Genomic DNA, 25,417 nt, shown 5'->3' on the forward strand with positions numbered 1-25,417 from the left:
GGCCGTACTGTAGGCGCGGGCGTTGTTGCTAAAGTTATCGCTTAATCGCTGATAAACTTAATGCATGAAAAAGGCACTTCGGTGCCTTTTTTTATGGCGACGATTCATCGCTGCCATCTGTTGTGTCGTCGGAAGTCATGTTACCAATTGCTTTCGACGATTTTTCATATCTGAATAATTAAATGTAAATTGAAATAAAAACAATTCTTATTTACAATGACGAAATTGGTTAAAAAACCGCTAGGAGCGGTTTCAAATATCGCTGCAGTGTCCCGAAAGGTAGCGTGAAAGACACCTGCGATAACGATGAGTCATTTTGGTATGTATGTTTGTTTGTGCAACGCGATCTCTGACAAAGTCATTCGTAATGCTGTCCGTCAGCATCAGCCCCAATCTATGCAGCAGCTACGCAAACTCGTTCCTATTGGGACAGACTGCGGTAAATGTATCCGCCAGGCACGTGTTATTTTCGAGGAAGAGCAAGCTAAAATTCCTGACATGTATGAAGTAGCATAAAATGTAGGGTTGTTTTTTTGACTCTCTGCCTACCGGTTCTACACTTTAAGAACTGGAGCGGAGGAGTATGTCATGAAAGGCGATAAAAAAGTTGTTACACACCTGAATAAGTTATTGGGCAACGAGCTGGTAGCCATTAACCAATATTTTCTTCATGCCCGGATGTTTAAAAACTGGGGCTTAACCCGTCTTAACGATCACGAGTATCATGAGTCTATCGACGAAATGAAGCATGCTGATCGCTACATTGAACGCATTCTTTTTCTTGAAGGTATCCCGAATCTACAGGATTTGGGTAAGCTAAATATTGGCGAAGATGTTGAAGAGATCTTGCGTTCTGATCTTCAACTGGAGTTGGATGGCGCAAAGAATCTGCGCGAGGCGATTGCCTATTCCGATTCGGTGCATGACTACGTCAGTAGGGATTTAATGATAGAAATTCTTGCCGACGAAGAAGGGCACATCGACTGGTTGGAAACTGAGCTGGATTTGATTACGCGCCTTGGTATACAAAACTATCTTCAAGCTCAGTTGAAAGCTGAGTAACATGGTATCATAAATCTGTTATGTGCCCCCTATAGTCTAACTCCGGCCGGACTCAGACACATCGCTCCGGCCGCATTTAAAATCATTTCATCCTGCTTGTTGCTTCCTCAGCCAATTTGCGTATAATGCGCGAGCTTACCAAAACAAGGTAAGCCTGATTCAATCAGAATCAGCAGGTCGATATTCATTTATTGGCCAAAACAATACTCCCGATATGGGGGTTATGTGCTAACGATTACACTCCCCCATCAATCGAAATGGGTGTGAGGAGTAGTTTTTTACGTTTATAAATAATTGGAGCTCTGGTCTCATGCAGAACCAAAGAATCCGTATCCGCCTGAAAGCGTTTGATCATCGTTTGATTGATCAATCAACTGCGGAAATCGTCGAGACTGCTAAGCGCACTGGTGCGCAAGTACGTGGTCCGATCCCGCTGCCGACCCGCAAAGAGCGCTTTACCGTTCTGATTTCTCCGCACGTCAATAAAGATGCGCGCGATCAGTACGAGATTCGCACTCACAAGCGTCTGGTTGACATCGTTGAGCCAACCGAGAAAACCGTTGATGCTCTGATGCGTCTGGATCTGGCTGCTGGTGTAGACGTGCAGATCAGCCTGGGTTAATCAGGTCATTGAGCGATTGAGAGGTTGAAACAATGATTGGTTTAGTCGGTAAAAAAGTGGGCATGACCCGTATCTTCACTGAAGATGGCGTATCTATCCCCGTAACTGTTATCGAAATTGAAGCAAACCGCGTCACTCAGGTTAAAGACCTGGCTAACGACGGTTACCGCGCTGTGCAAGTAACGACGGGTGCTAAAAAAGCAAACCGTGTTACCAAACCAGAAGCAGGTCACTTTGCTAAAGCTGGCGTAGAAGCTGGCCGTACTCTGCGTGAATTCCGTCTGTCTGAAGGCGAAGAGTTCACTGTAGGTCAGAGCATCAGTGTTGAAATTTTCGCAGACGTTAAAAAAGTAGACGTTACCGGTACATCTAAAGGTAAAGGTTTTGCTGGCACAGTTAAGCGCTGGAATTTCCGTACTCAGGATGCTACTCACGGTAACTCCTTGTCCCACCGCGTTCCGGGTTCTATCGGTCAGAACCAAACTCCGGGCAAAGTGTTTAAAGGCAAGAAAATGGCAGGCCAGCTGGGTAACGAACGTGTAACTGTTCAGAGCCTGGACGTAGTGCGTGTTGACGCTGAGCGCAACCTGCTGCTGGTTAAAGGTGCTGTTCCGGGAGCTACCGGTAGCGACCTGATCGTTAAACCAGCTGTGAAGGCGTGAGGAGATAGCAATGGAATTAGTATTGAAAGACGCGCAAAGCGCGCTGACTGTTTCCGAAACTACCTTCGGTCGTGATTTCAACGAAGCGCTGGTACACCAGGTTGTTGTTGCTTATGCAGCAGGTGCCCGTCAAGGTACTCGCGCCCAGAAGACCCGTGCTGAAGTAACTGGTTCCGGTAAAAAACCGTGGCGTCAGAAAGGTACTGGCCGTGCGCGTTCTGGTTCTATTAAGAGCCCGATTTGGCGTTCCGGTGGTGTGACCTTCGCTGCTAAGCCTCAGGACCACAGTCAGAAAGTTAACAAAAAGATGTACCGCGGCGCGCTGAAAAGCATCCTGTCCGAACTGGTACGTCAGGACCGTCTGATCGTTGTCGAGAAGTTCTCTGTAGAAGCGCCGAAAACTAAGTTGCTGGCGCAGAAACTGAAAGACATGGCTCTGGAAGATGTGCTGATCATCACTGGTGAACTGGATGAGAATCTGTTCCTGGCTGCGCGTAACCTGTACAAGGTTGACGTGCGTGATGCTGCAGCAATCGATCCAGTTAGTCTGATCGCCTTCGACAAAGTCGTTATGACTGCTGATGCAGTTAAGCAAGTTGAGGAGATGCTGGCATGATCCGTGAAGAACGTCTGCTGAAAGTACTGCGCGCGCCGCACGTATCTGAAAAAGCATCTACCGCGATGGAAAAAACTAACACCATCGTTCTCAAAGTTGCTAAAGACGCGACTAAAGCAGAGATCGTTGCTGCTGTAGAGAAACTGTTCGAAGTAGAAGTTAAAGACGTAAACACCCTGGTAGTTAAGGGTAAAGTTAAGCGTCACGGACAGCGTATTGGTCGTCGCAGCGACTGGAAAAAAGCTTACGTCACCCTGAAAGAAGGCCAGAATCTGGACTTCATCGGCGGCGCTGAGTAAGTCGGAGGAGAAAGACAATGGCAGTTGTTAAATGTAAACCGACATCTCCGGGTCGTCGCCACGTTGTTAAAGTGGTTAACCCTGAGCTGCACAAGGGCAAACCTTATGCCCCGTTGCTGGAAAAGAACAGCAAATCCGGTGGCCGTAACAACAATGGCCGCATCACTACCCGTCACATCGGTGGTGGTCACAAACAGCAATATCGTCTGATTGATTTCAAACGCAATAAAGATGGTATTCCTGCGGTTGTTGAGCGTCTGGAGTATGATCCGAACCGTTCCGCGAATATCGCGCTGGTTCTGTACAAAGACGGTGAGCGTCGTTACATCCTGGCGCCGAAAGGCCTGAAAGCCGGCGATCAGATTCAATCTGGCGTTGATGCTGCAATTAAAGCGGGTAACACCCTGCCGATGCGTAACATTCCTGTCGGTTCAACGGTTCACAACGTAGAAATGAAACCCGGTAAAGGCGGCCAATTGGCTCGTTCTGCTGGTGCTTACGTTCAGATCGTTGCTCGTGACGGTTCTTACGTTACCCTGCGTCTGCGTTCTGGCGAAATGCGTAAAGTCGAATCTGACTGCCGCGCTACTCTGGGCGAAGTTGGCAACGCTGAGCATATGCTGCGCGTTCTGGGTAAAGCTGGTGCTGCACGCTGGCGTGGTGTTCGTCCTACCGTTCGCGGTACGGCAATGAACCCAGTCGACCACCCACACGGTGGTGGTGAAGGTCGTAACTTTGGTAAGCACCCAGTTAGTCCGTGGGGCGTTCAGACCAAAGGTAAGAAGACCCGCAGCAACAAGCGTACTGATAAATTTATCGTACGTCGCCGTACTAAATAATCTTAGAGGATAAACCATGCCACGTTCTCTCAAGAAAGGTCCATTTATTGACCTGCACTTGCTGAAGAAGGTAGAGAAAGCGGTGGAAAGCGGTGACAAGAAGCCTTTGCGCACTTGGTCCCGTCGTTCAACGATCTTTCCAAACATGATCGGTTTGACCATCGCTGTCCATAATGGTCGTCAGCACGTTCCGGTGTTTGTTTCCGATGAAATGGTCGGTCACAAACTGGGTGAATTCGCGCCGACTCGTACTTATCGCGGCCATGCGGCCGATAAAAAGGCCAAGAAGCGCTAAGGTAGGAGGAAGAGATGGAAACTATCGCTAAACATCGCCACGCTCGTTCTTCTGCTCAAAAGGTTCGCCTGGTGGCAGACCTGATTCGCGGTAAGAAAGTGTCGCAAGCTCTGGAAGTTCTGACCTACACCAACAAGAAAGCTGCTGGTCTGGTTAAAAAAGTGCTGGAGTCTGCTATTGCTAACGCAGAACACAACGATGGCGCTGACATTGATGATCTGAAAGTCGCGAGAATTTTCGTAGACGAAGGCCCAAGCATGAAGCGCATTATGCCGCGTGCTAAAGGTCGTGCGGATCGCATCCTGAAGCGTACCAGCCACATTACTGTGGTTGTGTCCGATCGCTGAGACTCTGGAGACTAGCAATGGGTCAGAAAGTACATCCTAATGGTATTCGCCTGGGTATTGTCAAACCTTGGAACTCTACCTGGTATGCGAATACCAAAGAATTCGCTGACAACCTGGACAGCGATTTTAAAGTTCGTAAATACCTGACGAAGGAACTGGAGAAGGCTTCCGTTTCTCGTATCGTTATCGAACGTCCAGCAAAAAGCATCCGTGTGACTATTCACACTGCTCGCCCTGGCATCGTGATCGGTAAAAAAGGTGAAGATGTTGAAAAACTGCGCAAAGTCGTAGCGGATATCGCTGGCGTACCTGCACAGATCAATATCGCAGAAGTTCGTAAGCCTGAACTGGACGCAAAACTGGTTGCTGACAGCATCACTTCTCAGCTGGAGCGTCGTGTGATGTTCCGTCGTGCTATGAAGCGTGCGGTACAGAACGCCATGCGTCTGGGCGCTAAAGGTATTAAAGTTGAAGTCAGTGGCCGTCTTGGCGGCGCTGAAATCGCGCGTACCGAATGGTACCGTGAAGGTCGTGTTCCGTTGCATACACTGCGTGCGGATATCGACTACAACACTTCCGAAGCGCACACCACTTATGGTGTTATCGGTGTGAAAGTGTGGATCTTCAAAGGTGAGATCCTGGGTGGTATGGCTGCCGTTGAACAACCGGAAAAACCGGCTGCTCAACCTAAAAAGCAGCAGCGTAAAGGCCGCAAGTAAGGAGAGTCGCTGATGTTACAACCAAAGCGTACAAAATTCCGTAAGGTGCACAAGGGCCGCAACCGTGGTCTGGCGCAGGGTACGGATGTTAGCTTCGGCACTTTCGGTCTGAAAGCTGTTGGCCGCGGTCGCCTGACTGCTCGTCAAATCGAAGCTGCACGTCGTGCCATGACCCGTGCTGTTAAGCGTCAAGGTAAGATCTGGATCCGTGTATTCCCGGACAAACCGATCACCGAGAAACCGCTTGAAGTTCGTATGGGTAAAGGTAAAGGTAACGTGGAATATTGGGTTGCCTTGATTCAGCCAGGTAAAGTCCTGTACGAAATGGACGGTGTGCCGGAAGAGTTAGCCCGTGAGGCATTCCAACTGGCAGCAGCGAAACTGCCTATCAAAACCACCTTTGTAACTAAGACGGTGATGTAATGAAAGCAAATGAGCTGCGTGAAAAGAGCGTTGAAGAACTGAACACTGAACTGCTCGGCTTACTGCGTGAGCAATTTAACCTGCGTATGCAGGCTGCCAGTGGTCAGTTGCAACAGACTCACCTGGTAAAACAAGTGCGTCACAATATTGCACGTGTTAAGACTTTACTGACTGAGAAGGCGGGTGCGTAATGACCGATAAAATCCGTACTCTGCAAGGTCGTGTTGTAAGTGACAAAATGGAGAAATCCATGGTTGTTGCTATCGAACGTTTCGTGAAGCACCCTCTTTACGGTAAATTCATCAAACGTACGACTAAGCTGCACGTACATGACGAGAATAATGAATGCGGTATCGGTGACGTGGTTGAAATCCGCGAATGCCGTCCGCTGTCCAAATCTAAATCTTGGACACTTGTTCGCGTTGTAGAGAAAGCGATTCTGTAATAAAGTAGCGCTCTTCTCTTATGATAAACGGCTCTGCAAAGGGCCGTTTATTTTTTCTACCCATACCAAGGAAGCGGTGTTATAATGCTGCGCCCTCAATTATGGGGTATTTAATGGCCCGAAAGGGTCCTAAAGTAGTAGTTGACATTAGCGGAGCACTAAAATGATCCAAGAACAGACTATGCTGAATGTGGCCGATAATTCCGGTGCACGTCGCGTAATGTGTATCAAGGTTCTAGGTGGCTCGCACCGTCGCTACGCAGGCGTCGGCGATATCATCAAAATTACCATCAAGGAAGCAATTCCTCGCGGTAAGGTGAAAAAAGGCGATGTTCTGAAGGCGGTAGTGGTGCGCACCAAGAAGGGTGTTCGTCGCCCGGACGGTTCTGTCATTCGCTTCGATGGCAATGCTTGCGTTATTTTAAACAATAACAGCGAACAGCCTATCGGTACGCGTATTTTTGGGCCGGTAACTCGTGAACTGCGTAATGAGAAGTTCATGAAAATTATCTCTCTGGCACCAGAAGTACTTTAAGGAGCGAATCATGGCAGCGAAAATCCGTCGTGATGACGAAGTTATTGTGCTAACCGGTAAAGATAAAGGTAAGCGCGGTAAAGTTAAGAGTGTCCTGTCTGCGAGTAAGGTCATTGTTGAAGGTATCAACCTGGTTAAAAAACATCAGAAGCCTGTTCCGGCTCTGAACCAACCAGGCGGCATCGTTGAAAAAGAAGCGGCTATTCAAGTTTCTAACGTTGCAATCTTCAATGCGGCAACTGGCAAGGCTGACCGTGTAGGCTTTAGATTCGAAGACGGTAAAAAAGTCCGTTTCTTTAAATCTACTAGCGAAACTATCAAGTAATTTGGAGTAGTACGATGGCGAAACTGCATGATTACTACAAAGACGAAGTAGTTAAAAAACTCATGACTGAGTTTAACTACAATTCTGTCATGCAAGTCCCTCGGGTCGAGAAGATCACCCTGAATATGGGTGTTGGTGAAGCGATCGCTGACAAGAAACTGCTGGATAATGCAGCAGCTGATCTGGCAGCAATCTCCGGTCAAAAACCGCTGATCACCAAAGCACGCAAATCTGTTGCAGGCTTCAAAATCCGTCAGGGCTATCCGATCGGCTGTAAAGTAACTCTGCGTGGCGAACGCATGTGGGAGTTCCTTGAGCGTCTGATTTCCATTGCTGTACCACGTATTCGTGACTTCCGTGGCCTGTCCGCTAAGTCATTCGATGGTCGTGGTAACTACAGCATGGGTGTGCGTGAGCAGATCATCTTCCCGGAAATCGACTACGATAAAGTCGATCGCGTTCGTGGTTTGGACATTACCATCACCACTACTGCGAAATCCGATGATGAAGGCCGTGCGCTGTTGGCCGCCTTTAACTTCCCATTCCGCAAGTAAGGTAGGGTTACTAATGGCTAAGCAATCCATGAAAGCACGCGAAGTTGTTCGTGTGAAACTGGCTGAAAAATACCGCGCTAAGCGCGAGGAATTGAAAGCTATCATCTCTGGTGTGAACTCATCCGACGAAGATCGTTGGGATGCGGTTCTTAAGCTGCAGACTCTGCCGCGTGATTCCAGCCCGTCTCGTCAGCGTAATCGCTGCCGCCAAACTGGCCGTCCACATGGTTATGTGGGCAAATTCGGGTTGAGCCGTATTAAGCTGCGTGAAGCCGCCATGCGCGGTGAAGTACCAGGCTTGAAAAAGGCTAGCTGGTAATTGTCACCAATTGAATCACGGGAGTAAAGACAGATGAGCATGCAAGATCCGATCGCGGATATGCTGACCCGTATCCGTAACGGTCAAGCCGCGAACAAAGTTGCGGTCACCATGCCTTCCTCCAAGCTGAAAGTGGCGATTGCCAACGTGCTGAAGGAAGAAGGTTACATTGAAGATTATAAAATCGAAGGCGATGCCAAGCCTGAACTGGAAATCACTTTGAAGTATTTCCAGGGCAAGGCTGTGGTAGAAAGCATCCAACGTATTAGCCGCCCAAGTCTGCGCATCTATAAGAAAAAAGATGAGCTGCCTAAAGTTATGGCTGGCTTAGGTATCGCGGTTGTTTCTACCTCTAAAGGTGTTATGACTGATCGTGCAGCTCGCCAGGCAGGTCTTGGTGGCGAGATTATCTGCTACGTAGCTTAATCGGGAGGAAAGAATGTCTCGTGTTGCAAAAGCACCCGTCGTCATTCCTGCCGGCGTAGAGGTAAAACTCAACGGTCAGGATATTTCGATTAAGGGTAAAAACGGCGAGCTGACTCGTAAGATCCACGATGCTGTTGAAGTAAAACAAGCTGACAACGCTCTGACTTTCGCCCCGCGCGAAGGTTTCGTTGACGGATGGGCCCAAGCGGGTACCACTCGCGCTCTGTTGAACGCAATGGTTATCGGTGTTACCGAAGGCTTCACTAAGAAGCTGCAACTGGTTGGTGTTGGTTACCGTGCTGCTGTTAAAGGCAATGTGGTTAACCTGGCTCTTGGGTTTTCACACCCAGTAGATCATGCACTGCCGGCAGGTATTACTGCAGAATGCCCAAGCCAAACTGAAATCGTACTGAAAGGTGCTGATAAGCAAGTTATTGGTCAGGTTGCTGCGGAATTACGCGCCTACCGTCGTCCTGAGCCTTACAAAGGCAAGGGTGTCCGTTACGCCGACGAAGTCGTGCGTACCAAAGAGGCTAAGAAGAAGTAAGGTAACACTATGGATAAGAAAGCAGCTCGTATCCGTCGTGCGACCCGCGCACGCCGTAAGCTCCAGGAACTGGGTGCGACGCGTCTGGTGGTACATCGTACACCACGCCATATTTATGCGCAGGTTATTGCACCGAACGGTTCTGAAGTCCTGGTAGCCGCTTCTACTGTAGAAAAAGCTATCGCTGAACAACTGAAGTCTACCGGTAACAAAGACGCAGCAAGTGCAATAGGTAAAGCTATTGCAGAACGCGCGTTAGAAAAAGGCATCAAGGATGTCTCTTTCGATCGTTCCGGTTTCCAATATCATGGTCGAGTCCAAGCACTGGCAGATGCTGCCCGTGAAGCTGGCCTTCAGTTCTAAGGTAGAGGTGTAAGATGGCTCACATCGAGAAACAAGCTGGCGAACTGCAGGAAAAGCTGATCGCGGTAAATCGCGTATCTAAAACCGTTAAAGGTGGTCGTATTTTCAGCTTCACCGCACTGACTGTAGTGGGTGATGGCAACGGCCGCGTTGGTTTTGGTTACGGTAAAGCGCGTGAAGTTCCAGCAGCGATCCAGAAAGCGATGGAAAAAGCCCGTCGCAATATGATGAATGTCGCGCTGAACAACGGCACCCTGCAGCACCCAGTTAAAGGTGCTCACACGGGTTCTCGTGTGTTCATGCAGCCAGCTTCCGAAGGTACCGGTATTATTGCCGGCGGTGCAATGCGCGCCGTTTTGGAAGTTGCAGGGGTTCACAACGTATTGGCTAAAGCCTATGGTTCCACTAACCCGATTAACGTGGTTCGTGCAACGATTGATGGTTTGGCTAATATGAAGTCCCCAGAAATGGTCGCTGCCAAGCGTGGTAAATCCGTTGAAGAAATTCTGGGGTAATGACCGTGGCAAAGACTATTAAAATCACTCAAACCCGTAGTGCAATCGGTCGTCTGCCGAAACATAAGGCGACACTGCTTGGCCTGGGTCTGCGTCGTATTGGTCATACTGTTGAACGTGAGGATACTCCTGCGGTTCGCGGTATGGTCAACGCGGTTTCCTACATGGTTAAAGTGGAGGAGTAACAGATGCGTTTAAATACTCTGTCTCCGGCCGAAGGTGCTAAACACGCACCGAAGCGTTTAGGTCGTGGTATCGGTTCTGGCCTGGGCAAAACCGGCGGTCGTGGTCACAAAGGTCAGAAATCTCGTTCTGGCGGTGGCGTACGTCGTGGTTTTGAAGGTGGTCAGATGCCTTTATACCGTCGTCTGCCGAAATTTGGTTTTACTTCTCGTAAAGCAATGATCACTTCAGAAGTTCGTCTGTCTGATCTTGCAAAAGTAGAAGGCGACGTAGTTGACCTGAATACGCTGAAAGCCGCTAATGTTATTGGCATTCAGATTGAATTCGCGAAAGTGATTCTGTCTGGTGAAGTTGCTCGTCCGGTAACGATTCGTGGTCTGCGTGTCACTAAAGGTGCTCGTGCTGCTATCGAAGCTGCTGGCGGTAAAATTGAGGAATAAGTAGCAGATGGCTAAACAACCAGGATTAGATTTTCAGAGTGCTAAAGGCGGAGTTGGTGAACTGAGGCGCAGACTTTTGTTTGTTATCGGTGCGCTAATTGTTTTCCGTATTGGCTCTTTTATCCCGATTCCTGGTATTGATGCCACTGTGCTTGCCAAATTGCTTGAACAGCAGCGAGGCACCATCATTGAGATGTTTAACATGTTCTCTGGTGGTGCTCTCAGCCGTGCTTCTATCTTTGCTCTGGGTATTATGCCGTATATTTCGGCGTCGATTATTATCCAACTGCTGACGGTGGTTCATCCTGCCTTGGCTGAAATAAAGAAAGAAGGTGAAGCTGGCCGTCGTAAGATTAGTCAGTATACCCGCTACGGCACCTTGGTATTGGCTATATTCCAGTCGATCGGTATTGCTACCGGTCTACCGAATATGCCTGGAATGCAAGACTTGGTGATAAATCCAGGTTTTGCTTTCTATTTTACTGCTGTTGTAAGCCTGGTTACTGGGACAATGTTCCTGATGTGGCTGGGAGAACAGATTACTGAACGTGGTATCGGTAACGGTATTTCGATCATAATCTTCGCTGGTATTGTTGCGGGTCTACCGCCGGCTATTGGCCATACCATCGAGCAAGCTCGGCAAGGCGACCTGCACTTCCTCCTGTTGCTGTTGGTTGCAGTTTTAGTGTTTGCAGTAACCTTCTTCGTTGTTTTCATTGAGCGTGGTCAACGTCGTATCGTCGTTAATTATGCAAAACGTCAACAAGGTCGTCGTGTTTATGCAGCACAGAGTACGCATTTACCGCTGAAGGTGAATATGGCAGGGGTTATTCCCGCGATCTTCGCTTCCAGTATTATTCTGTTCCCTGCCACGATTGCATCCTGGTTTGGGGGCGGTACCGGTTGGAACTGGTTGACAACTATTTCGCTGTATTTGCAGCCCGGACAACCGCTTTATGTGTTACTCTATGCGTCTGCAATCATCTTCTTCTGTTTCTTCTACACTGCGTTGGTTTTCAACCCACGTGAAACAGCAGATAACCTGAAGAAGTCCGGTGCATTCGTGCCAGGAATTCGTCCGGGAGAGCAAACGGCGAAATATATTGATAAAGTGATGACTCGCCTGACTCTGATTGGTGCGATGTATATTACTTTTATCTGCCTGATCCCGGAGTTTATGCGTGACGCAATGAAAGTACCTTTCTATTTCGGTGGTACATCTTTATTGATCGTTGTCGTCGTCATCATGGACTTTATGGCTCAAGTGCAAACTCTGATGATGTCGAGTCAATATGAGTCTGCATTGAAGAAAGCAAACCTGAAAGGCTATAACCGTTAATTAGGTGAGCTTGAGAAGTTACGGAGAGTAAAAATGAAAGTTCGTGCTTCCGTCAAGAAATTATGTCGTAACTGTAAGATTGTTAAGCGTAACGGTGTCGTTCGTGTGATCTGCAGTGCCGAGCCGAAGCATAAACAGCGTCAAGGCTGATTATCTCGCATATTTTTCTTGCAAAGTTGGATTGAGCTGGCTAGATTAGCCAGCCAATCTTTTGTATGTAACTGCAACATTATTTGAGTATCCTGAAAACGGGCTTTTCAGAATGGTGTTGCTGTATAAAATTGTAGGAGTGCATAGTGGCCCGTATAGCAGGCATTAACATTCCTGATCATAAACATACCGTTATTGCGTTAACGTCGATTTTCGGTATCGGTAAAACCCGTTCGCAGGCTATTTGTGCTGCAACAGGAATTGCCGAAGATGTTAAGATCAGTGAGCTGTCTGAAGAGCAAATCGATAAGCTGCGTGACGAAGTTGCCAAGTTTGTTGTAGAAGGTGATCTGCGTCGTGAAGTTACCCTGAGCATCAAGCGTCTTATGGACCTTGGTACTTATCGTGGTTTGCGTCATCGTCGTGGTCTGCCGGTTCGCGGTCAGCGTACCAAGACTAACGCCCGTACCCGTAAGGGTCCGCGCAAACCGATCAAGAAATAATCGGGGTGATTGAATAATGGCAAAGGCACCTATTCGTGCACGTAAGCGTGTAAGAAAGCAAGTCTCTGACGGTGTGGCTCATATCCATGCTTCTTTCAACAACACCATCGTAACCATTACTGATCGTCAGGGTAATGCGCTGGGTTGGGCAACTGCCGGTGGTTCCGGCTTCCGTGGTTCTCGTAAATCTACGCCGTTCGCTGCTCAGGTAGCTGCAGAACGTTGCGCAGAGGCCGTGAAAGAGTACGGTATTAAGAACTTGGAAGTTATGGTTAAAGGACCTGGTCCTGGCCGTGAGTCTACTATCCGCGCATTGAACGCGGCTGGTTTCCGCATCACTAATATTACTGATGTGACTCCGATCCCTCATAACGGTTGTCGTCCGCCGAAAAAGCGCCGCGTATAACGCCGCTTTTAGGATTGTTGGAGAAAGAAAATGGCAAGATATTTGGGTCCTAAGCTCAAGCTGAGCCGTCGTGAAGGCACCGACCTGTTCCTGAAGTCTGGTGTTCGTGCGATCGATTCCAAGTGTAAAATTGAACAAGCTCCTGGTCAGCACGGTGCGCGTAAACCGCGTCTGTCTGACTATGGTGTACAGTTGCGTGAAAAGCAAAAAGTTCGCCGTATTTACGGTGTTCTGGAGCGTCAGTTCCGTAACTATTATAAAGAAGCTGCACGTCTGAAAGGCAACACAGGTGAAAATCTGCTGCAACTGCTGGAAGGTCGTCTGGATAACGTTGTTTATCGTATGGGTTTTGGTGCCACTCGTGCTGAAGCACGTCAGATGGTAAGCCACAAAGCTATCATGGTAAACGGTCGCGTTGTTAGCATCGCTTCTTATCAGGTATCCCCGAATGATGTCGTCAGCATTCGTGAGAAAGCGAAAAAGCAATCTCGCGTGAAAGCCGCTCTGGAGCTGGCTGAACAGCGTGAAAAGCCAACTTGGCTGGAAGTTGATGCTGCCAAGATGGAAGGTGTGTTCAAACGTATTCCTGAACGTACCGATCTGTCTGCGGACATTAATGAACACCTGATCGTCGAGCTTTACTCCAAGTAAAGCTTAGTACCAAAGAGAGGACACAATGCAGGGTTCTGTGACAGAGTTTCTAAAACCGCGCCTGGTTGATATCGAGCAAGTGAGTTCGACGCACGCCAAGGTGACCCTTGAGCCATTAGAGCGGGGCTTCGGCCATACTCTTGGCAACGCACTGCGCCGTATTCTGCTTTCATCCATGCCAGGTTGCGCGGTGACCGAGGTTGAGATTGATGGTGTACTGCATGAGTACAGCACCAAAGAAGGCGTACAGGAAGATATCCTGGAAATCCTGCTCAACCTGAAAGGGCTGGCGGTGAGAGTTCAAGGCAAAGATGAAGTTATCCTTACCCTGAATAAATCTGGCATTGGCCCTGTGACTGCAGCCGATATCATCCATGATGGTGATGTCGAAATCGTCAAGCCGCAGCACTTAATTTGCCATTTGACCGATGAAAACGCATCTATTAGCATGCGCATCAAAGTTCAACGTGGTCGTGGTTATGTGCCGGCATCTGCCCGTATTCATACGGAAGAAGATGAGCGCCCGATTGGTCGTCTGTTAGTTGATGCTTGCTACAGCCCTGTAGAGCGTATTGCCTACAATGTTGAAGCGGCTCGTGTAGAACAGCGTACTGACTTGGACAAGCTAGTCATCGAAATGGAAACCAACGGCACGATCGATCCTGAAGAGGCGATCCGTCGTGCGGCTACCATTCTGGCTGAACAACTTGAAGCTTTTGTTGACTTACGTGATGTTCGTCAGCCAGAAGTTAAAGAAGAGAAACCAGAGTTCGATCCGATTCTGCTGCGCCCTGTTGACGATCTGGAATTGACTGTCCGCTCTGCTAACTGCCTTAAGGCGGAAGCTATCCACTACATCGGTGATCTGGTACAGCGTACCGAGGTTGAGCTGCTCAAAACGCCCAACCTGGGTAAAAAATCTCTTACTGAGATTAAAGACGTACTGGCTTCCCGTGGTCTATCTCTGGGCATGCGCCTGGAAAACTGGCCACCGGCAAGCATTGCTGATGAGTAACCAGATCACAGGTTAAGGTTTTACTGAGAAGGATAAGGTCATGCGCCATCGTAAGAGTGGTCGTCAACTGAACCGTAACAGCAGCCATCGTCAGGCTATGTTCCGTAACATGGCTAGTTCTTTGGTTCGTCATGAAATCATCAAGACGACCCTGCCGAAAGCGAAAGAGCTGCGTCGCGTTGTTGAACCGCTGATTACTCTTGCCAAGACCGACAGCGTTGCTAATCGTCGTCTGGCATTCGCCCGTACTCGTGATAACGAGATCGTGGCAAAACTGTTTAATGAACTGGGCCCGCGTTTCGCGAGCCGTGCAGGTGGTTACACTCGTATTCTGAAGTGTGGCTTCCGTGCTGGTGACAATGCGCCGATGGCATACATCGAACTCGTTGATCGCTCAGTCTCTCAGACAGAAGAAGTTGCTACTGCAGAGTAATCTGTAAGAGCATAAAAAAACCGGGGAAACCCGGTTTTTTTACATCTGAAATACACTAAGCTCTATTAATAAAAGCAGGTAAGAGATTGCCATGTGGTTGATTGATGAGTTAGTTGAAAAACATATCCGCAAGGCTCAAGAAGATGGCGTTTTTGACAATCTTTCAGGCTCCGGCAGTCCTTTGATTCTTGATGATGATAGCGGAATACCAAAGGAACTCAGAATCGCCTATCGGTTACTCAAGAATGCTGGCTATTTGCCTGTAGAACTTCAAGAAAGGAAAGAAGCTTTACAACTAACCGACTTTCTTAAAACGGTATCCTGTGATTCACCTGAATACGAGAAAGCCTCTCGACGCTTGTGTATGTTGGAAATTAGCTTGCAGCAGAAAGGGATCAACACTGATTTTATACATCATGATTACAATACACAGCTCAATAAAAAGTTCTAGCTGCCAGAAGAATTCGCTGGAGTGCTATTCTCATCTTTCCATTTCAGCTATATACTCCGCCTGATTTATTTATATATACAGCTTATTAGCCCAACTTTCTTCGGAGTGATGATGACCACATATCGTCATAAACGTGGGAAAATTCAGGACAACGCCATTGAGGCACTGTTACATGACCCACTGTTTCGCCAACGCATTGAAGTGAATGAAAAAGGGAAAGGAAGTTATCGTAGAAAAGAAAAACATGTGAAGAAAGGTAGTTGGGAGGCCAGTGGTAAGCAATCAAGTGATTATTTACCTCTGGCCTTTCTGCTTTTTGTGTAACGAAAGCAAGAATTACTAGAAACTCAGTTCTTATTATTTAGGCTGTTGTTCTTTCAGTAAGTCGCGAATTTCAGCTAATAGCTTCTCTTCAGCACTAGGCTTCGGTGGGGCTGCAGGTGCATCTTCCTGCTTGCGGCGTAGTTTGTTCATGAGTTTTATCGCCATAAAGATCGCAAAAGCGACGATGACAAAGTCGAAGATATTTTGAATGAAAGCACCATAGTTCATGACAACGGCGGGAATGTCGCCTTGGGCATCACGAAGAATTAGGCTGAATTGTTTAAAATCCACTCCACCGATCAAAAGCCCAAGTGGCGGCATAATAATATCTGATACCAGGGAAGAGACAATTTTGCCGAATGCAGCACCAATAATAACACCTACCGCCAAATCGACAACGTTGCCACGCATGGCAAACTCTCTGAATTCTTTGATGATACTCATATCCGTTCTCCTTGCCAAAAATATAAATTAATTCTAACCAATAGCCGTATCTTTGCCAGATTATCGATTCGCGATAAATCTGTTCCTACATTATAAAAAGAAGGGGCTTGGTTGAAATAGCCGTTCAACATCAGGTACAAATTTTTTGTCAGCTAAGAACATGATGACATGATCGCCTTGCTCTATTTTGCTATTTGCATTGGCAATGATGACGTCATCACCGCGAACAATTGCGCCGATAGTGGTACCGGGTGGAAGCTTAATATCTTCGATCATTCTTCCGACCACTTTTGATGTGCCCTCGTCACCGTGGGCGATCGCCTCAATGGCTTCTGCCACACCACGGCGTAAAGAGGATACGCTAACGATATCAGCTTTGCGTACATGGCTGAGTAGCGCAGAAATGGTTGCCTGCTGCGGGGAGATCGCGACATCAATGACGCTACCTTGGACTAGGTCGACATAAGCTCGACGTTGGATGAGCACCATCACTTTTTTCGCACCCATACGTTTGGCCAGCATCGCTGACATGATATTCGCTTCGTCATCATTGGTAATGGCGATGAATACATCAATCTGCTCAATATGTTCTTCGGCAAGAAGCTCCTGGTCTGAAGCATCGCCGTGAAATACTACGGTATTTTGCAGAAGCTCAGCCAGCTCTGCTGCACGATCTGCATTTCGTTCTATCAACTTGATGCTGTAGTCTTTTTCTAACCGTTGGGCTAATCCTGCGCCGACGTTACCTCCGCCAACGATCATGATCCTTTTATACGGTTTCTCAAGGCGCTGCAATTCGCTCATCACCGCGCGAATATGTTGGGAAGCTGCGACAAAAAACACTTCGTCACCAGCTTCGATGATAGTGGAACCCTGTGGACGAATCGGACGATCGTGACGGAAAATAGCCGCAACGCGGGTATCGACATGCGGAATGTGTTCACGGAGAGAGATGAGGGCATTACCAACCAATGGGCCACCATAATAGGCATTAACCGCGGCAAGACTCACTTTGCCTTCAGCGAAATTGACGACCTGAAGCGCTCCGGGATATTCGATCAGTTTGTAGATGTTATCGATCACCAGTTGCTCTGGGGAGATGAGGTGATCGATGGGAACCGCTTCTGGTAAAAACAGCTGTTCTGATTCACGGATGTATTCGGCAGCACGAATGCGCGCGATCCGGTTTGGTGTTTTGAAAAGAGAATAAGCAATCTGGCAGGCTACCATATTCGTTTCATCTGAATTGGTAACGGCGACCAGCATATCCGCATCTTCCGCTCCTGCTTCACGTAGCACTCGCGGATGAGAGGCATAGCCAGTAACGACACGCAGATCAAACTTATCCTGAAGCTGGCGTAATCGGTTTGCATCAGTATCAACGACAGTGATGTCGTTATTTTCACCTGCCAGATTTTCTGCCAGTGTTCCGCCGACCTGACCCGCGCCAAGGATGATAATTTTCATAATAAGCCATGCCGTTTATTGATTGCTGCCTGTTGCAGACAATACTGGGTTCAATATCAGTTTTTTACCAGCTTCGCATAAAAGAAACCATCGCCACCCTCAGCATGAGGAAGCATCTGTATACCTGGCATTTCGTGTGTTCCTGTATCAACCAGTGTTGCATCGGCATGACGAGTCAGGAAGTCCGTAACTTGTTGGGCGTTTTCTTGCGGCAGAATGGAGCAAGTGGCGTAGACCATCGTGCCGCCTGCTTTGAGATGTGGCCAAATGGCGTCAAGAATTTCTTTTTGCAGTGCAACCAACTCCTCAATATCTCTGTCCCTGCGTAGCCATTTGATATCAGGATGACGACGAATCACGCCTGTGGCGGAACAAGGGGCATCCAACAGAATACGGTCAAACATACGCCCTTCACACCACGAATCGGGGTAACGCCCATCACCTTGTTTCACTTCTGCATGCATTTGTAATCGCAGTAAATTTTCTTTTACCCGACTTAAACGCGTCTCATCAATATCGACGGCAAGTACGTGAGATTTTGGCGCAGCTTCTAAAATGTGCGTCGTTTTTCCACCGGGAGCAGCGCAGAGATCGAGGATCTGTTCGCCATTTTGTGGATCGAGCCAATAGACGCAGCCTTGAGCAGAAGCATCCTGCACCGTTGCCCATCCTTGTGAGAAGCCCGGTAATTGATCGACAGCGCAGGGAGAAGCTAACCGTATCGCATCAGAGTATTCAGTATGAGGAAATGCTTCGATCCCCTCTTGCGCCAGTAAATTTAAGTATGCTTCCCGCGTATGGTGTAACCGATTCACGCGTAGCCACATCGGAGGGCGCTGGTTATTTGCCTCAACGATGCTTTGCCAGTGATTTGGATAGGCATGCTCAATACGTGCCAGCAGCCAGCTTGGATGCAGGTAGTGAGATGAGTGAGTTGTCTCACGCTGAATGAGTTCTTCTTGTTGGCGCTGGAATTGGCGCAATACGCCATTAATCAGCCCCTTGAGCTGTGGTCGTTTTAGTGCGACAGCACCTTCTACCGTTTCTGCCAGAGCTGCATGTGGCGGGATTCGAGTGTAGTGCAGTTGGTAGATGCCGACCATGATGAGGTAATGCAGCGTGCGTTGTTTGCCCGTCAGGGGCTTTGCCATCAGTTGTTGAATACACCATTCCAACTGCGGTAAAACGCGTAATACGCCAAAGCAAAGCTCTTGCAAAAGTGCGCGATCTTTATCGGAGACTTCACGCTGATGAACGGGTAATAAGGCACTGAGCGACTGTCCCTGATCCAGAACCTGTCCCACCACTTTTGCGGCAATACTGCGTAAATTGTATGAGCTTTTCATGTGTTAGCGATGACGTATACGTAAAAAGAGAGGATATACCGGCATGACGCCGGTATGAAAAATAGATTAGTCCAGTGTATTACCGGGAACGAACCACTCACGACGTGAGTTAAGCAGATCCTGTGCACGCATTACTTTTTTGCCTGCAGGCTGCAATTCCTGAATATTCAAGATACCAGCAGCTGTTGCCACCTGAATACCCTGTTTATCTGCTTGAAGAATTGTACCGGGCAATGAGCCATGTGCTGTGGTCATGACTTCAGCTTTCCAGACTTTCACCGGTTGTTCATCTACCGTGAAATAACTGACTGGCCAGGGATTGAAAGCACGAATACAGCGCTCAAGCTGCTCGGCAGATAACTGCCAGTTTAGGCGAGCTTCTTCTTTGCTGAGTTTTTCTGCATAGGTAGCAAGGGTGTCATTTTGCGCTTCAGCGACAGCGCTGCCATCAGCAAGTTGTTCCAGCGTTTCCAATAAGCCGCGCGGTCCCAGCTCAGCAAGTTTATCGTACAGCGTTGCGCTGGTATCTTGAGGCTGGATGGGGCATGAAATTTTGTGCAGCATTGCACCCGTATCGAGTCCGACATCCATTTGCATGATCGTCACACCGGTTTCGCTATCCCCAGCCCACAGTGCACGCTGAATTGGCGCTGCACCACGCCAGAGAGGTAACAGAGAACCGTGGACATTAATGCAGCCAAGGCGTGGCATAGATAATACGGGCTGCGGCAGAATTAAGCCGTAGGCGACAACGGCCATAACATCGGCATTTAATGCCTGAACTAGCGCCTGATTTTCTGCCGGTCGCAGAGATTTAGGTTGGAAAACGGGGATGCTATGTTGCTCCGCCAGTACTTTTACCGGGCTGGGGGTGAGCTTGTTGCCCCTGCCTGCTGGGCGATCCGGCTGGGTGAAAACGCCAACGACCTCATGTCCTGATGATAAAAGCGCGTCAAGGTGACGCGCTGCAAAGTCAGGGGTGCCGGCAAAGATTATGCGTAAAGAATCAGACACGGTGCTTCCTGTCAGGATGAAAATTAGCGGGCTCGGCTATTCTGCTTAGCCAGTTTTTCCAGTTTTTGACGAATGCGCTGGCGTTTAAGCGGGGAAAGGTAATCAATAAACAGTTTCCCAACCAGATGATCCATTTCATGCTGAATACAAATGGCAAGTAGTTCGCTTGCTTCGAGCTCGAACGTCTTACCTTCACGATCTAATGCACGCACTTTTACATGCTCTGCACGAGGAACCAGCGCACGCGTTTCAGGGATCGACAGGCAACCCTCTTCGATACCCGTATCGCCGCTCTTTTCAATCAGCTCGGGATTGATCAGCACCAGCCGTTGGTTTCGTTCTTCAGAGACGTCAATGACAATAATACGCTGATGAATATCCACCTGTGTTGCGGCAAGTCCAATACCTTCTTCTTCGTACATGGTATCGAACATATCATCCACGATACGTTGAATCTCTGCATTGACTTCTTTTACGGGCTGCGCAGGAATGCGGAGCCGCTCGTCTGGGAAATGTAATACCTGCAAAACTGCCATATATGTTTAGATCTGTATCTGAATAGTGAGAGAGTCTTAGCGCTCATTCTAGACATTTCCTGCCCCGATTGACAGCATCAGCTCTGAATTGCACCACTTATCTGAACATATCGGAATAAGGGACGCTGATGCTATCAACGGAAATTTGGCTACGTATGACGGGCGTAAGGCACCTAAGCGCTTTACGCGCTCGGGGTATTGTCAGAAAACTTATTGATTTAAAAACGTTCGATCATGAGAGCCTGAGCGCGTTAGGTCTGTCTGATGAGCAAATCGCACAATTCTGTTCCTATGATCGTAAGATCCTGGAAACAACACTCAATTGGTTGTCTTATCCCAATCATCATATCGTGACGTGTGAAGATGCTCTATATCCTTTTCTGTTGAGCAACATTCGTGATTTTCCACTGTTGCTTTTTGTATCTGGCTCTCCTGAGTTATTGGCATCGTCACAAATATCGATTATTGGTAGCCGAGGCTGCAGTGCTTACGGCGAACGCTGGGGAGGATTTTTTGCTCAAGAACTTGCCACAAATGACCTTACTGTGACAAGTGGGTTAGCCATTGGTATTGATGGTATTGCTCATCGTGCTGCTTTGGATGCAGGAGGGAGAACTATTGCCGTGTTGGGAAGCGGACTGGAGAATATTTATCCCAAGCGTCACGTTAAGCTTGCCGAACGTATTTGTGGCGCTGGCGGTGCATTGGTCTCCGAATTTCCCCTCGCGATGCCGCCTTTCCCAACCAACTTTCCCAGAAGAAATCGTATCATTAGCGGATTAGGGTTGGGGGTTCTGGTTATTGAAGCGTCTATCCGCAGCGGGTCGCTGGTCACGGCACGTTATGCTTTAGAACAAGGGCGGGAGGTTTTCGCTTTGCCAGGGCCAATCGGTAACCCTATGACTGAAGGAACGCACTGGTTGATCCAGCAAGGAGCCAACCTGGTTACACATCCGAAGGATATTCTTGAGCAGTTGGTGAGTGAGCTACAGTGGCTGCCAATGGAAAGCGGGCAAACTATTTCTAACGAAGAAGAGGATGGCGAATTGCCATTTGCCGACGTGTTGGCTAACGTAGGAGATGAGGTTACACCTGTTGACGTTGTCGCTGAACGTGCCGGCCAACCTGTGCCAGAGATAGTCACCAAGCTATTAGAGCTGGAGTTAGCAGGATGGATCGCAGCAGTACCCGGCGGCTATGTCCGATTAAGGAGGGCAGGCCATGTTCGACGTACTCATGTACTTGTTTGAGAGCTACATCCACAATGAAACCGAAATGCGTGTCGATCAGGATACGTTAACTGATGACCTCACCCGCGCTGGATTCGATCGTAACGATATCTATAGCGCGTTGAGTTGGCTGGAAAAATTGGCCGATATTCAGGAAGGGCAGACTGCTCCGCTTTATTTGGCGAACGATCCTCTGGCTATGCGGATCTATACGCAGGATGAGGAGTTGCGTCTTGATGCGGAATGCCGTGGCTTTTTATTGTTCCTTGAGCAAATCCAGGTTCTGAATCTTGAAACGCGGGAGATGGTCATCGAACGCGTCATGGCGTTGGAAACGCAGGAATTTGATCTGGAAGATCTGAAGTGGGTCATCCTCATGGTGCTTTTCAATGTGCCTGGCTGTGAGAATGCCTATCAGCAAATGGAAGAATTACTCTTTGAGGTCAATGACGGTTATGTGCAATAGCCAGAGGGATAATATTTCGAATGGCTAAGCCCGTACTGTTTGCTGAAAAAAAACAGGAAATATGTCCAGACTGTGGGTCAGTGCTGGTTATCCGTTCTGGGCGGCACGGCCCGTTTCTCGGCTGTTCTGCGTATCCAGAATGCGAATTCATTCGCCCGCTGAAAGCACAGGCTGATGGACATATAGTCAAAGTGTTGGATGGGCAGCAATGCCCACTTTGTCAGTCGACATTGGTACTAAGGCAAGGTCGTTATGGGATGTTCATCGGCTGTGGCAATTACCCTGAATGCCATCATACCGAGACTATCGATCGCCCTGATGAAACGGCGATTCGATGTCCACAGTGTAATGAAGGTACGTTGTTACAGCGTAAGTCTCGCTACGGCAAAGTGTTTCATTCTTGCGATCGCTATCCCGATTGTCAGTTTACGTTAAACCATAAACCGATAGCGGGTGAATGTCCTTCTTGCCATTACGCCTTATTGTTTGAGAAAAAAACGGCACAAGGTACCAAGCTGTTCTGTGCCAGTAAATTATGTGGAAAGCCGGTAGCGGCAGAAGTTGATAAGAATGAGTGATGTCTCTGATGAACTAATGATTCCCGTTTTACGGGAGTTACATAACGAGCTGGTTATTGCGTACCCGACAGAAGCGGTATTTGGGTTGGGCTGCGATCCTGATAGTGAGGTGGCGGTTAATCGCCTGCTAGCGTTAAAACAGCGTCCTTGGCAAAAAGGACTGATCTTGATTGCGGCAGATTTTAGCCAATTGGCACCTTATATTGATGACAGCGCGTTATCCGATGAGCAGAAAGCTATGATGTTTTCCACATGGCCTGGTCCGGTGACTTGGGTATTGCCTGCAAAACGCATGACTCCGCAGTGGTTAACGGGGCAATTTTCTTCACTTGCGGTGCGCGTTAGCGATCACCCGTTAGTCAAGGAACTGTGCCTGCGTTACGGTAAACCGCTGGTGTCGACTAGCGCCAACTTAACTGGTCAACCTCCTTGCCGCACGGCTCAGGAAGTTTCTCAACAGTTTGGTGATGATTTTCCTGTGCTGGTTGGGGATGTCGGCGGAAGAATGAACCCATCAGAAATCAGGGATGTATTAACTGGCGAGCTTATTCGCCAGGGGTAACGGCAAGTTGGAGGGGAACGTGTCTGAAGTAACGTCTTTTGCAGTTTTTGGCAATCCGATTGCACATAGTAAATCACCTCGCATACATGAGCTATTTGCTGCACAGACGGGGATAACGTTGACGTACGAGCGAGTCTTGGTGCCTCTGGATGATTTTGAGCAGATGCTACGCCAGTATTTTCTCGCTGGCGCAGGTGGTGCGAATGTGACTGCGCCCTTTAAAGAGCGTGCCTTTGCCGAAGCCGATGAACGTAGCGAATGCGCGGCGCTTGCTGGGGCGGTCAATACATTGAAGAGGCTGATTGACGGTCGCCTGTTTGGTGATAATACGGATGGCATTGGTTTACTTAGCGATCTGCAACGATTGGCGCTGGTGAAACCGTTAGATCGTGTGTTGCTGGTTGGTGCTGGTGGTGCAGCGCGAGGTGTTATCCAACCCTTACTGGCCTATGGCTGTACGGTTGTGCTGACGAATAGGACGTTTTCCAAGGCGGATGAATTAGTTAAAGTCTTCAGTGGCATTGGAGATATTCAAGCTGTTGCCCTCGACGATTTACATGGCCAGTCGTTCGATTTGATCATTAATGCGACATCTTCTGGGATGTACGACAGTATTCCTAACTTACCGCCAGAACTCATTTCGCCGGAAACAGGTTGTTATGACATGTTTTATCTGCCACAACTGACACCTTTTTTGTCATGGTGCGTACAGCATGGTGCTATCCGTTATGCAGATGGTTTGGGAATGTTAGTGGGGCAAGCGGCACATGCGTTTAAGCTTTGGCATGGCGTTATGCCTGATGTAGAACCCGTGATCGGTTTACTAAAGCAGGATCTTGCGAAGTGAATCAGGCGATCCAGTTCCCAGATCGTGAAAGTTGGGATGATAAGGTAATGGCAATCCGCTTTCCCGTTTTAGTGAATGGCTTTCAGCAGGAATGTTTAGTGAGCGCAACACAGCTCCAGCAACGCTATGGCGGCGATAGCCCTGAACAGTGGCTGGCGCTGTTCAGGGAATATCGATGGGATCTTGAAGATGAATTGGAAAAAATGATCGTTGCTGAAGAATGGGATGATGAAGGTTGCTACTCGTTGTCCTGAGCAAGATATTCATCTTTCCAACGGACATAGTTGTTTGCCGAGTAAATTAATCCCTCTATTTCTTCTTGAGTCAGCGGGCGAATTTTTTTAACTGGGCTGCCGAGGTATAGATGTCCTTTCTCTAGTCGCTTTCCAGGGGGAACCAGGCTACCAGCACCGATCATGACATCATCCTCAATAACGGCGCCATCCAGGAGTATTGATCCCATTCCTACCAGAACCCGATTTCCTATTTGGCAGCCATGTAGCATCGCTTTATGGCCTACAGTGACATCTTCCCCAATAATAAGCGGGTTACCTTCTGGTTTTCTCTCTGAACAGTGGGTGATGTGGAGTACGGAGCCATCCTGAATATTACTCCTGGCGCCGATAGTGATGTAGTTAACATCACCGCGTATAGCGACAAGGGGCCAGATACCGACATCATCGCCTAGTGTTACTTTGCCAATCACCACGCTGGAATGATCGACCATGACTCTTTCGCCTAAAACGGGAGAAATACCGTTATAACGGCGGAATGTTTTTGCACTCATCGACAACCTCGTAGTTATTTACCACATACTGATGATTTGTATTACAGACAAAATATCGACAGATATGAGACATCGGCAACTGAAAAATGGTGTGGATCGAGTAAGATCTCATCGAAAGGGGCGAAAAACAGGCGAACAGAAAAAAAGATCAAGAAAGTTGTTGTGTAACGAAAACGGATCCCTATAATGCGCCTCCATCGACACGGCGCTGTGAACGCAGAACCGGGTCGATAAAGAAAGAGAAAACGCTTTAAAATAAGCATTGACTCTGAAGGTGTTAAGCGTAATATACGCCACCTCGCGAAGCGGTTAAGGCCGTAACGCCCTGCTCTT

44 protein-coding genes are annotated in these 25,417 nt (G+C 48.3%); 38 read left to right on the forward strand and 6 right to left on the reverse strand.

Annotated elements, in window-relative coordinates:
* Positions 1 to 321 precede the first annotated feature (321 nt).
* The 32 genes from bfd to ACKQAD_RS19495 all read left to right on the forward strand — a co-directional run bounded on the left by bfd (position 322) and on the right by ACKQAD_RS19495 (position 15,808).
* A complete protein-coding gene (bfd, locus tag ACKQAD_RS19340; protein ID WP_005970281.1) occupies positions 322 to 516 on the forward strand; it encodes a bacterioferritin-associated ferredoxin in 195 nt (64 codons plus the stop codon).
* Positions 517 to 588: 72 nt separating this feature from the next.
* Positions 589 to 1,062: a bacterioferritin gene (gene bfr, locus ACKQAD_RS19345; protein ID WP_409161629.1), complete on the forward strand. Its 474-nt coding sequence runs from the start codon at positions 589 to 591 to the stop codon at positions 1,060 to 1,062.
* A 310-nt stretch (positions 1,063 to 1,372) separates the two neighbouring features.
* Positions 1,373 to 1,684 (forward strand): 30S ribosomal protein S10, encoded by a 312-nt coding sequence (rpsJ, locus tag ACKQAD_RS19350; protein ID WP_001181005.1) that lies wholly within the window; start codon positions 1,373 to 1,375, stop codon positions 1,682 to 1,684.
* A 32-nt stretch (positions 1,685 to 1,716) separates the two neighbouring features.
* A complete protein-coding gene (gene rplC / locus ACKQAD_RS19355; protein WP_010304941.1) occupies positions 1,717 to 2,346 on the forward strand; it encodes a 50S ribosomal protein L3 in 630 nt (209 codons plus the stop codon).
* Between the two features lie 10 nt (positions 2,347 to 2,356).
* Positions 2,357 to 2,962 carry a 50S ribosomal protein L4 gene (gene rplD / locus ACKQAD_RS19360; RefSeq protein ID WP_409161630.1) on the forward strand — a complete coding sequence of 202 codons (606 nt, stop codon included), beginning with the start codon at positions 2,357 to 2,359 and terminating at the stop codon, positions 2,960 to 2,962.
* Positions 2,959 to 3,261, forward strand: a complete 303-nt coding sequence (gene rplW / locus ACKQAD_RS19365) for a 50S ribosomal protein L23 (RefSeq protein ID WP_005970277.1) — start codon at positions 2,959 to 2,961, stop codon at positions 3,259 to 3,261. The genes rplD and rplW overlap by 4 nt, the downstream gene beginning before the upstream one ends.
* Before the next feature lie 17 nt (positions 3,262 to 3,278).
* Entirely contained in the window at positions 3,279 to 4,100 is an 822-nt protein-coding gene (gene rplB, locus ACKQAD_RS19370; protein WP_010286179.1) for a 50S ribosomal protein L2, read from the forward strand.
* A 16-nt stretch (positions 4,101 to 4,116) separates the two neighbouring features.
* Entirely contained in the window at positions 4,117 to 4,395 is a 279-nt protein-coding gene (gene rpsS, locus ACKQAD_RS19375; protein WP_004929772.1) for a 30S ribosomal protein S19, read from the forward strand.
* A 14-nt stretch (positions 4,396 to 4,409) separates the two neighbouring features.
* Positions 4,410 to 4,742 carry a 50S ribosomal protein L22 gene (gene rplV / locus ACKQAD_RS19380; RefSeq protein ID WP_409161631.1) on the forward strand — a complete coding sequence of 111 codons (333 nt, stop codon included), beginning with the start codon at positions 4,410 to 4,412 and terminating at the stop codon, positions 4,740 to 4,742.
* A gap of 17 nt (positions 4,743 to 4,759) precedes the next feature.
* The gene (rpsC, locus tag ACKQAD_RS19385) at positions 4,760 to 5,461 is read left to right on the forward strand and encodes a 30S ribosomal protein S3 (RefSeq protein WP_005970274.1); all 702 of its coding nucleotides are present in this window, start codon (positions 4,760 to 4,762) and stop codon (positions 5,459 to 5,461) included.
* A 12-nt stretch (positions 5,462 to 5,473) separates the two neighbouring features.
* Entirely contained in the window at positions 5,474 to 5,884 is a 411-nt protein-coding gene (gene rplP / locus ACKQAD_RS19390) for a 50S ribosomal protein L16 (RefSeq protein WP_005970273.1), read from the forward strand.
* Entirely contained in the window at positions 5,884 to 6,075 is a 192-nt protein-coding gene (gene rpmC / locus ACKQAD_RS19395; RefSeq protein ID WP_005970272.1) for a 50S ribosomal protein L29, read from the forward strand. Before rplP ends, rpmC begins: the two co-directional genes overlap by 1 nt.
* The gene (gene rpsQ / locus ACKQAD_RS19400; protein WP_409161632.1) at positions 6,075 to 6,329 is read left to right on the forward strand and encodes a 30S ribosomal protein S17; all 255 of its coding nucleotides are present in this window, start codon (positions 6,075 to 6,077) and stop codon (positions 6,327 to 6,329) included. The genes rpmC and rpsQ overlap by 1 nt, the downstream gene beginning before the upstream one ends.
* Before the next feature lie 163 nt (positions 6,330 to 6,492).
* Positions 6,493 to 6,864 carry a 50S ribosomal protein L14 gene (gene rplN / locus ACKQAD_RS19405; protein ID WP_000613954.1) on the forward strand — a complete coding sequence of 124 codons (372 nt, stop codon included), beginning with the start codon at positions 6,493 to 6,495 and terminating at the stop codon, positions 6,862 to 6,864.
* A 10-nt stretch (positions 6,865 to 6,874) separates the two neighbouring features.
* Entirely contained in the window at positions 6,875 to 7,189 is a 315-nt protein-coding gene (gene rplX, locus ACKQAD_RS19410; protein ID WP_409161633.1) for a 50S ribosomal protein L24, read from the forward strand.
* Positions 7,190 to 7,203: 14 nt separating this feature from the next.
* Positions 7,204 to 7,743 carry a 50S ribosomal protein L5 gene (rplE, locus tag ACKQAD_RS19415; RefSeq protein WP_005970265.1) on the forward strand — a complete coding sequence of 180 codons (540 nt, stop codon included), beginning with the start codon at positions 7,204 to 7,206 and terminating at the stop codon, positions 7,741 to 7,743.
* A 13-nt stretch (positions 7,744 to 7,756) separates the two neighbouring features.
* Complete coding sequence (rpsN, locus tag ACKQAD_RS19420) at positions 7,757 to 8,062, forward strand: 30S ribosomal protein S14 (RefSeq protein ID WP_198997509.1); 306 nt, start codon at positions 7,757 to 7,759, stop codon at positions 8,060 to 8,062.
* A 33-nt stretch (positions 8,063 to 8,095) separates the two neighbouring features.
* Positions 8,096 to 8,488 carry a 30S ribosomal protein S8 gene (gene rpsH, locus ACKQAD_RS19425; protein WP_409161634.1) on the forward strand — a complete coding sequence of 131 codons (393 nt, stop codon included), beginning with the start codon at positions 8,096 to 8,098 and terminating at the stop codon, positions 8,486 to 8,488.
* 13 nt (positions 8,489 to 8,501) lie between these two features.
* Entirely contained in the window at positions 8,502 to 9,035 is a 534-nt protein-coding gene (gene rplF, locus ACKQAD_RS19430; protein WP_409161635.1) for a 50S ribosomal protein L6, read from the forward strand.
* A gap of 9 nt (positions 9,036 to 9,044) precedes the next feature.
* Positions 9,045 to 9,398, forward strand: a complete 354-nt coding sequence (rplR, locus tag ACKQAD_RS19435; RefSeq protein ID WP_010286111.1) for a 50S ribosomal protein L18 — start codon at positions 9,045 to 9,047, stop codon at positions 9,396 to 9,398.
* A 14-nt stretch (positions 9,399 to 9,412) separates the two neighbouring features.
* Positions 9,413 to 9,913: a 30S ribosomal protein S5 gene (gene rpsE / locus ACKQAD_RS19440; protein WP_005970257.1), complete on the forward strand. Its 501-nt coding sequence runs from the start codon at positions 9,413 to 9,415 to the stop codon at positions 9,911 to 9,913.
* Positions 9,914 to 9,918: 5 nt separating this feature from the next.
* Complete coding sequence (gene rpmD / locus ACKQAD_RS19445; protein ID WP_004846568.1) at positions 9,919 to 10,098, forward strand: 50S ribosomal protein L30; 180 nt, start codon at positions 9,919 to 9,921, stop codon at positions 10,096 to 10,098.
* A 3-nt stretch (positions 10,099 to 10,101) separates the two neighbouring features.
* Positions 10,102 to 10,536: a 50S ribosomal protein L15 gene (gene rplO / locus ACKQAD_RS19450; RefSeq protein WP_015841922.1), complete on the forward strand. Its 435-nt coding sequence runs from the start codon at positions 10,102 to 10,104 to the stop codon at positions 10,534 to 10,536.
* A gap of 7 nt (positions 10,537 to 10,543) precedes the next feature.
* Complete coding sequence (gene secY / locus ACKQAD_RS19455; protein WP_409161636.1) at positions 10,544 to 11,875, forward strand: preprotein translocase subunit SecY; 1,332 nt, start codon at positions 10,544 to 10,546, stop codon at positions 11,873 to 11,875.
* Between the two features lie 33 nt (positions 11,876 to 11,908).
* Positions 11,909 to 12,025, forward strand: a complete 117-nt coding sequence (rpmJ, locus tag ACKQAD_RS19460) for a 50S ribosomal protein L36 (protein WP_002227352.1) — start codon at positions 11,909 to 11,911, stop codon at positions 12,023 to 12,025.
* Between the two features lie 146 nt (positions 12,026 to 12,171).
* Positions 12,172 to 12,528, forward strand: coding sequence for a 30S ribosomal protein S13 (gene rpsM / locus ACKQAD_RS19465; protein WP_010286058.1), 357 nt, complete (start codon positions 12,172 to 12,174; stop codon positions 12,526 to 12,528).
* Between the two features lie 16 nt (positions 12,529 to 12,544).
* Positions 12,545 to 12,934, forward strand: coding sequence for a 30S ribosomal protein S11 (gene rpsK / locus ACKQAD_RS19470; RefSeq protein WP_002919257.1), 390 nt, complete (start codon positions 12,545 to 12,547; stop codon positions 12,932 to 12,934).
* Between the two features lie 30 nt (positions 12,935 to 12,964).
* Positions 12,965 to 13,585, forward strand: a complete 621-nt coding sequence (rpsD, locus tag ACKQAD_RS19475) for a 30S ribosomal protein S4 (protein ID WP_409161637.1) — start codon at positions 12,965 to 12,967, stop codon at positions 13,583 to 13,585.
* 25 nt (positions 13,586 to 13,610) lie between these two features.
* Entirely contained in the window at positions 13,611 to 14,600 is a 990-nt protein-coding gene (locus ACKQAD_RS19480) for a DNA-directed RNA polymerase subunit alpha (protein ID WP_005970247.1), read from the forward strand.
* A gap of 40 nt (positions 14,601 to 14,640) precedes the next feature.
* Entirely contained in the window at positions 14,641 to 15,033 is a 393-nt protein-coding gene (gene rplQ / locus ACKQAD_RS19485; RefSeq protein WP_005970246.1) for a 50S ribosomal protein L17, read from the forward strand.
* A 91-nt stretch (positions 15,034 to 15,124) separates the two neighbouring features.
* Positions 15,125 to 15,484 carry a DnaJ family domain-containing protein gene (locus ACKQAD_RS19490; protein WP_409161638.1) on the forward strand — a complete coding sequence of 120 codons (360 nt, stop codon included), beginning with the start codon at positions 15,125 to 15,127 and terminating at the stop codon, positions 15,482 to 15,484.
* A gap of 111 nt (positions 15,485 to 15,595) precedes the next feature.
* Positions 15,596 to 15,808, forward strand: coding sequence for an alternative ribosome-rescue factor A (locus ACKQAD_RS19495; protein WP_271874879.1), 213 nt, complete (start codon positions 15,596 to 15,598; stop codon positions 15,806 to 15,808).
* A gap of 33 nt (positions 15,809 to 15,841) precedes the next feature.
* On the opposite strand, the gene mscL is transcribed toward ACKQAD_RS19495, so the two are convergent.
* The 5 genes from mscL to def form a co-directional block, all read right to left on the reverse strand.
* Positions 15,842 to 16,252 (reverse strand): large-conductance mechanosensitive channel protein MscL, encoded by a 411-nt coding sequence (gene mscL, locus ACKQAD_RS19500; protein ID WP_409161639.1) that lies wholly within the window; start codon positions 16,250 to 16,252, stop codon positions 15,842 to 15,844.
* A 90-nt stretch (positions 16,253 to 16,342) separates the two neighbouring features.
* Positions 16,343 to 17,719 carry a Trk system potassium transporter TrkA gene (gene trkA / locus ACKQAD_RS19505; protein ID WP_409161640.1) on the reverse strand — a complete coding sequence of 459 codons (1,377 nt, stop codon included), beginning with the start codon at positions 17,717 to 17,719 and terminating at the stop codon, positions 16,343 to 16,345.
* A 56-nt stretch (positions 17,720 to 17,775) separates the two neighbouring features.
* Positions 17,776 to 19,065, reverse strand: coding sequence for a 16S rRNA (cytosine(967)-C(5))-methyltransferase RsmB (gene rsmB, locus ACKQAD_RS19510; protein WP_409161641.1), 1,290 nt, complete (start codon positions 19,063 to 19,065; stop codon positions 17,776 to 17,778).
* A 66-nt stretch (positions 19,066 to 19,131) separates the two neighbouring features.
* Positions 19,132 to 20,079 carry a methionyl-tRNA formyltransferase gene (fmt, locus tag ACKQAD_RS19515; RefSeq protein ID WP_409161642.1) on the reverse strand — a complete coding sequence of 316 codons (948 nt, stop codon included), beginning with the start codon at positions 20,077 to 20,079 and terminating at the stop codon, positions 19,132 to 19,134.
* Between the two features lie 23 nt (positions 20,080 to 20,102).
* Complete coding sequence (def, locus tag ACKQAD_RS19520) at positions 20,103 to 20,615, reverse strand: peptide deformylase (RefSeq protein WP_409161643.1); 513 nt, start codon at positions 20,613 to 20,615, stop codon at positions 20,103 to 20,105.
* Positions 20,616 to 20,743: 128 nt separating this feature from the next.
* Between def and dprA the strand changes: the two genes are divergently transcribed.
* From dprA to ACKQAD_RS19550, 6 genes are read left to right on the forward strand one after another with little or no spacing between them, the layout of a single operon-like run.
* The gene (gene dprA, locus ACKQAD_RS19525) at positions 20,744 to 21,865 is read left to right on the forward strand and encodes a DNA-protecting protein DprA (RefSeq protein ID WP_409161644.1); all 1,122 of its coding nucleotides are present in this window, start codon (positions 20,744 to 20,746) and stop codon (positions 21,863 to 21,865) included.
* A complete protein-coding gene (smg, locus tag ACKQAD_RS19530; RefSeq protein ID WP_409161645.1) occupies positions 21,837 to 22,310 on the forward strand; it encodes a DUF494 family protein Smg in 474 nt (157 codons plus the stop codon). The genes dprA and smg overlap by 29 nt, the downstream gene beginning before the upstream one ends.
* A gap of 20 nt (positions 22,311 to 22,330) precedes the next feature.
* Positions 22,331 to 22,888 (forward strand): DNA topoisomerase family protein, encoded by a 558-nt coding sequence (locus ACKQAD_RS19535; protein WP_409161646.1) that lies wholly within the window; start codon positions 22,331 to 22,333, stop codon positions 22,886 to 22,888.
* Positions 22,881 to 23,450, forward strand: coding sequence for an L-threonylcarbamoyladenylate synthase type 1 TsaC (tsaC, locus tag ACKQAD_RS19540; protein WP_409161647.1), 570 nt, complete (start codon positions 22,881 to 22,883; stop codon positions 23,448 to 23,450). The genes ACKQAD_RS19535 and tsaC overlap by 8 nt, the downstream gene beginning before the upstream one ends.
* Positions 23,451 to 23,469: 19 nt before the next feature.
* The gene (aroE, locus tag ACKQAD_RS19545) at positions 23,470 to 24,297 is read left to right on the forward strand and encodes a shikimate dehydrogenase (RefSeq protein ID WP_409161648.1); all 828 of its coding nucleotides are present in this window, start codon (positions 23,470 to 23,472) and stop codon (positions 24,295 to 24,297) included.
* Positions 24,294 to 24,551, forward strand: coding sequence for a DUF1488 family protein (locus ACKQAD_RS19550; protein WP_263058153.1), 258 nt, complete (start codon positions 24,294 to 24,296; stop codon positions 24,549 to 24,551). The genes aroE and ACKQAD_RS19550 overlap by 4 nt, the downstream gene beginning before the upstream one ends.
* On the opposite strand, the gene ACKQAD_RS19555 is transcribed toward ACKQAD_RS19550, so the two are convergent.
* On the reverse strand, positions 24,536 to 25,084 hold the full coding sequence (locus ACKQAD_RS19555; protein WP_409161649.1) for a gamma carbonic anhydrase family protein: 549 nt from the start codon (positions 25,082 to 25,084) through the stop codon (positions 24,536 to 24,538). The two genes, ACKQAD_RS19550 and ACKQAD_RS19555, sit on opposite strands and share 16 nt — an antisense overlap.
* Between the last annotated feature and the right edge of the window lie 333 nt (positions 25,085 to 25,417).

The organism is Pectobacterium artocarpous, assembly GCF_046159765.1.
Classification (GTDB): domain Bacteria; phylum Pseudomonadota; class Gammaproteobacteria; order Enterobacterales; family Enterobacteriaceae; genus Pectobacterium.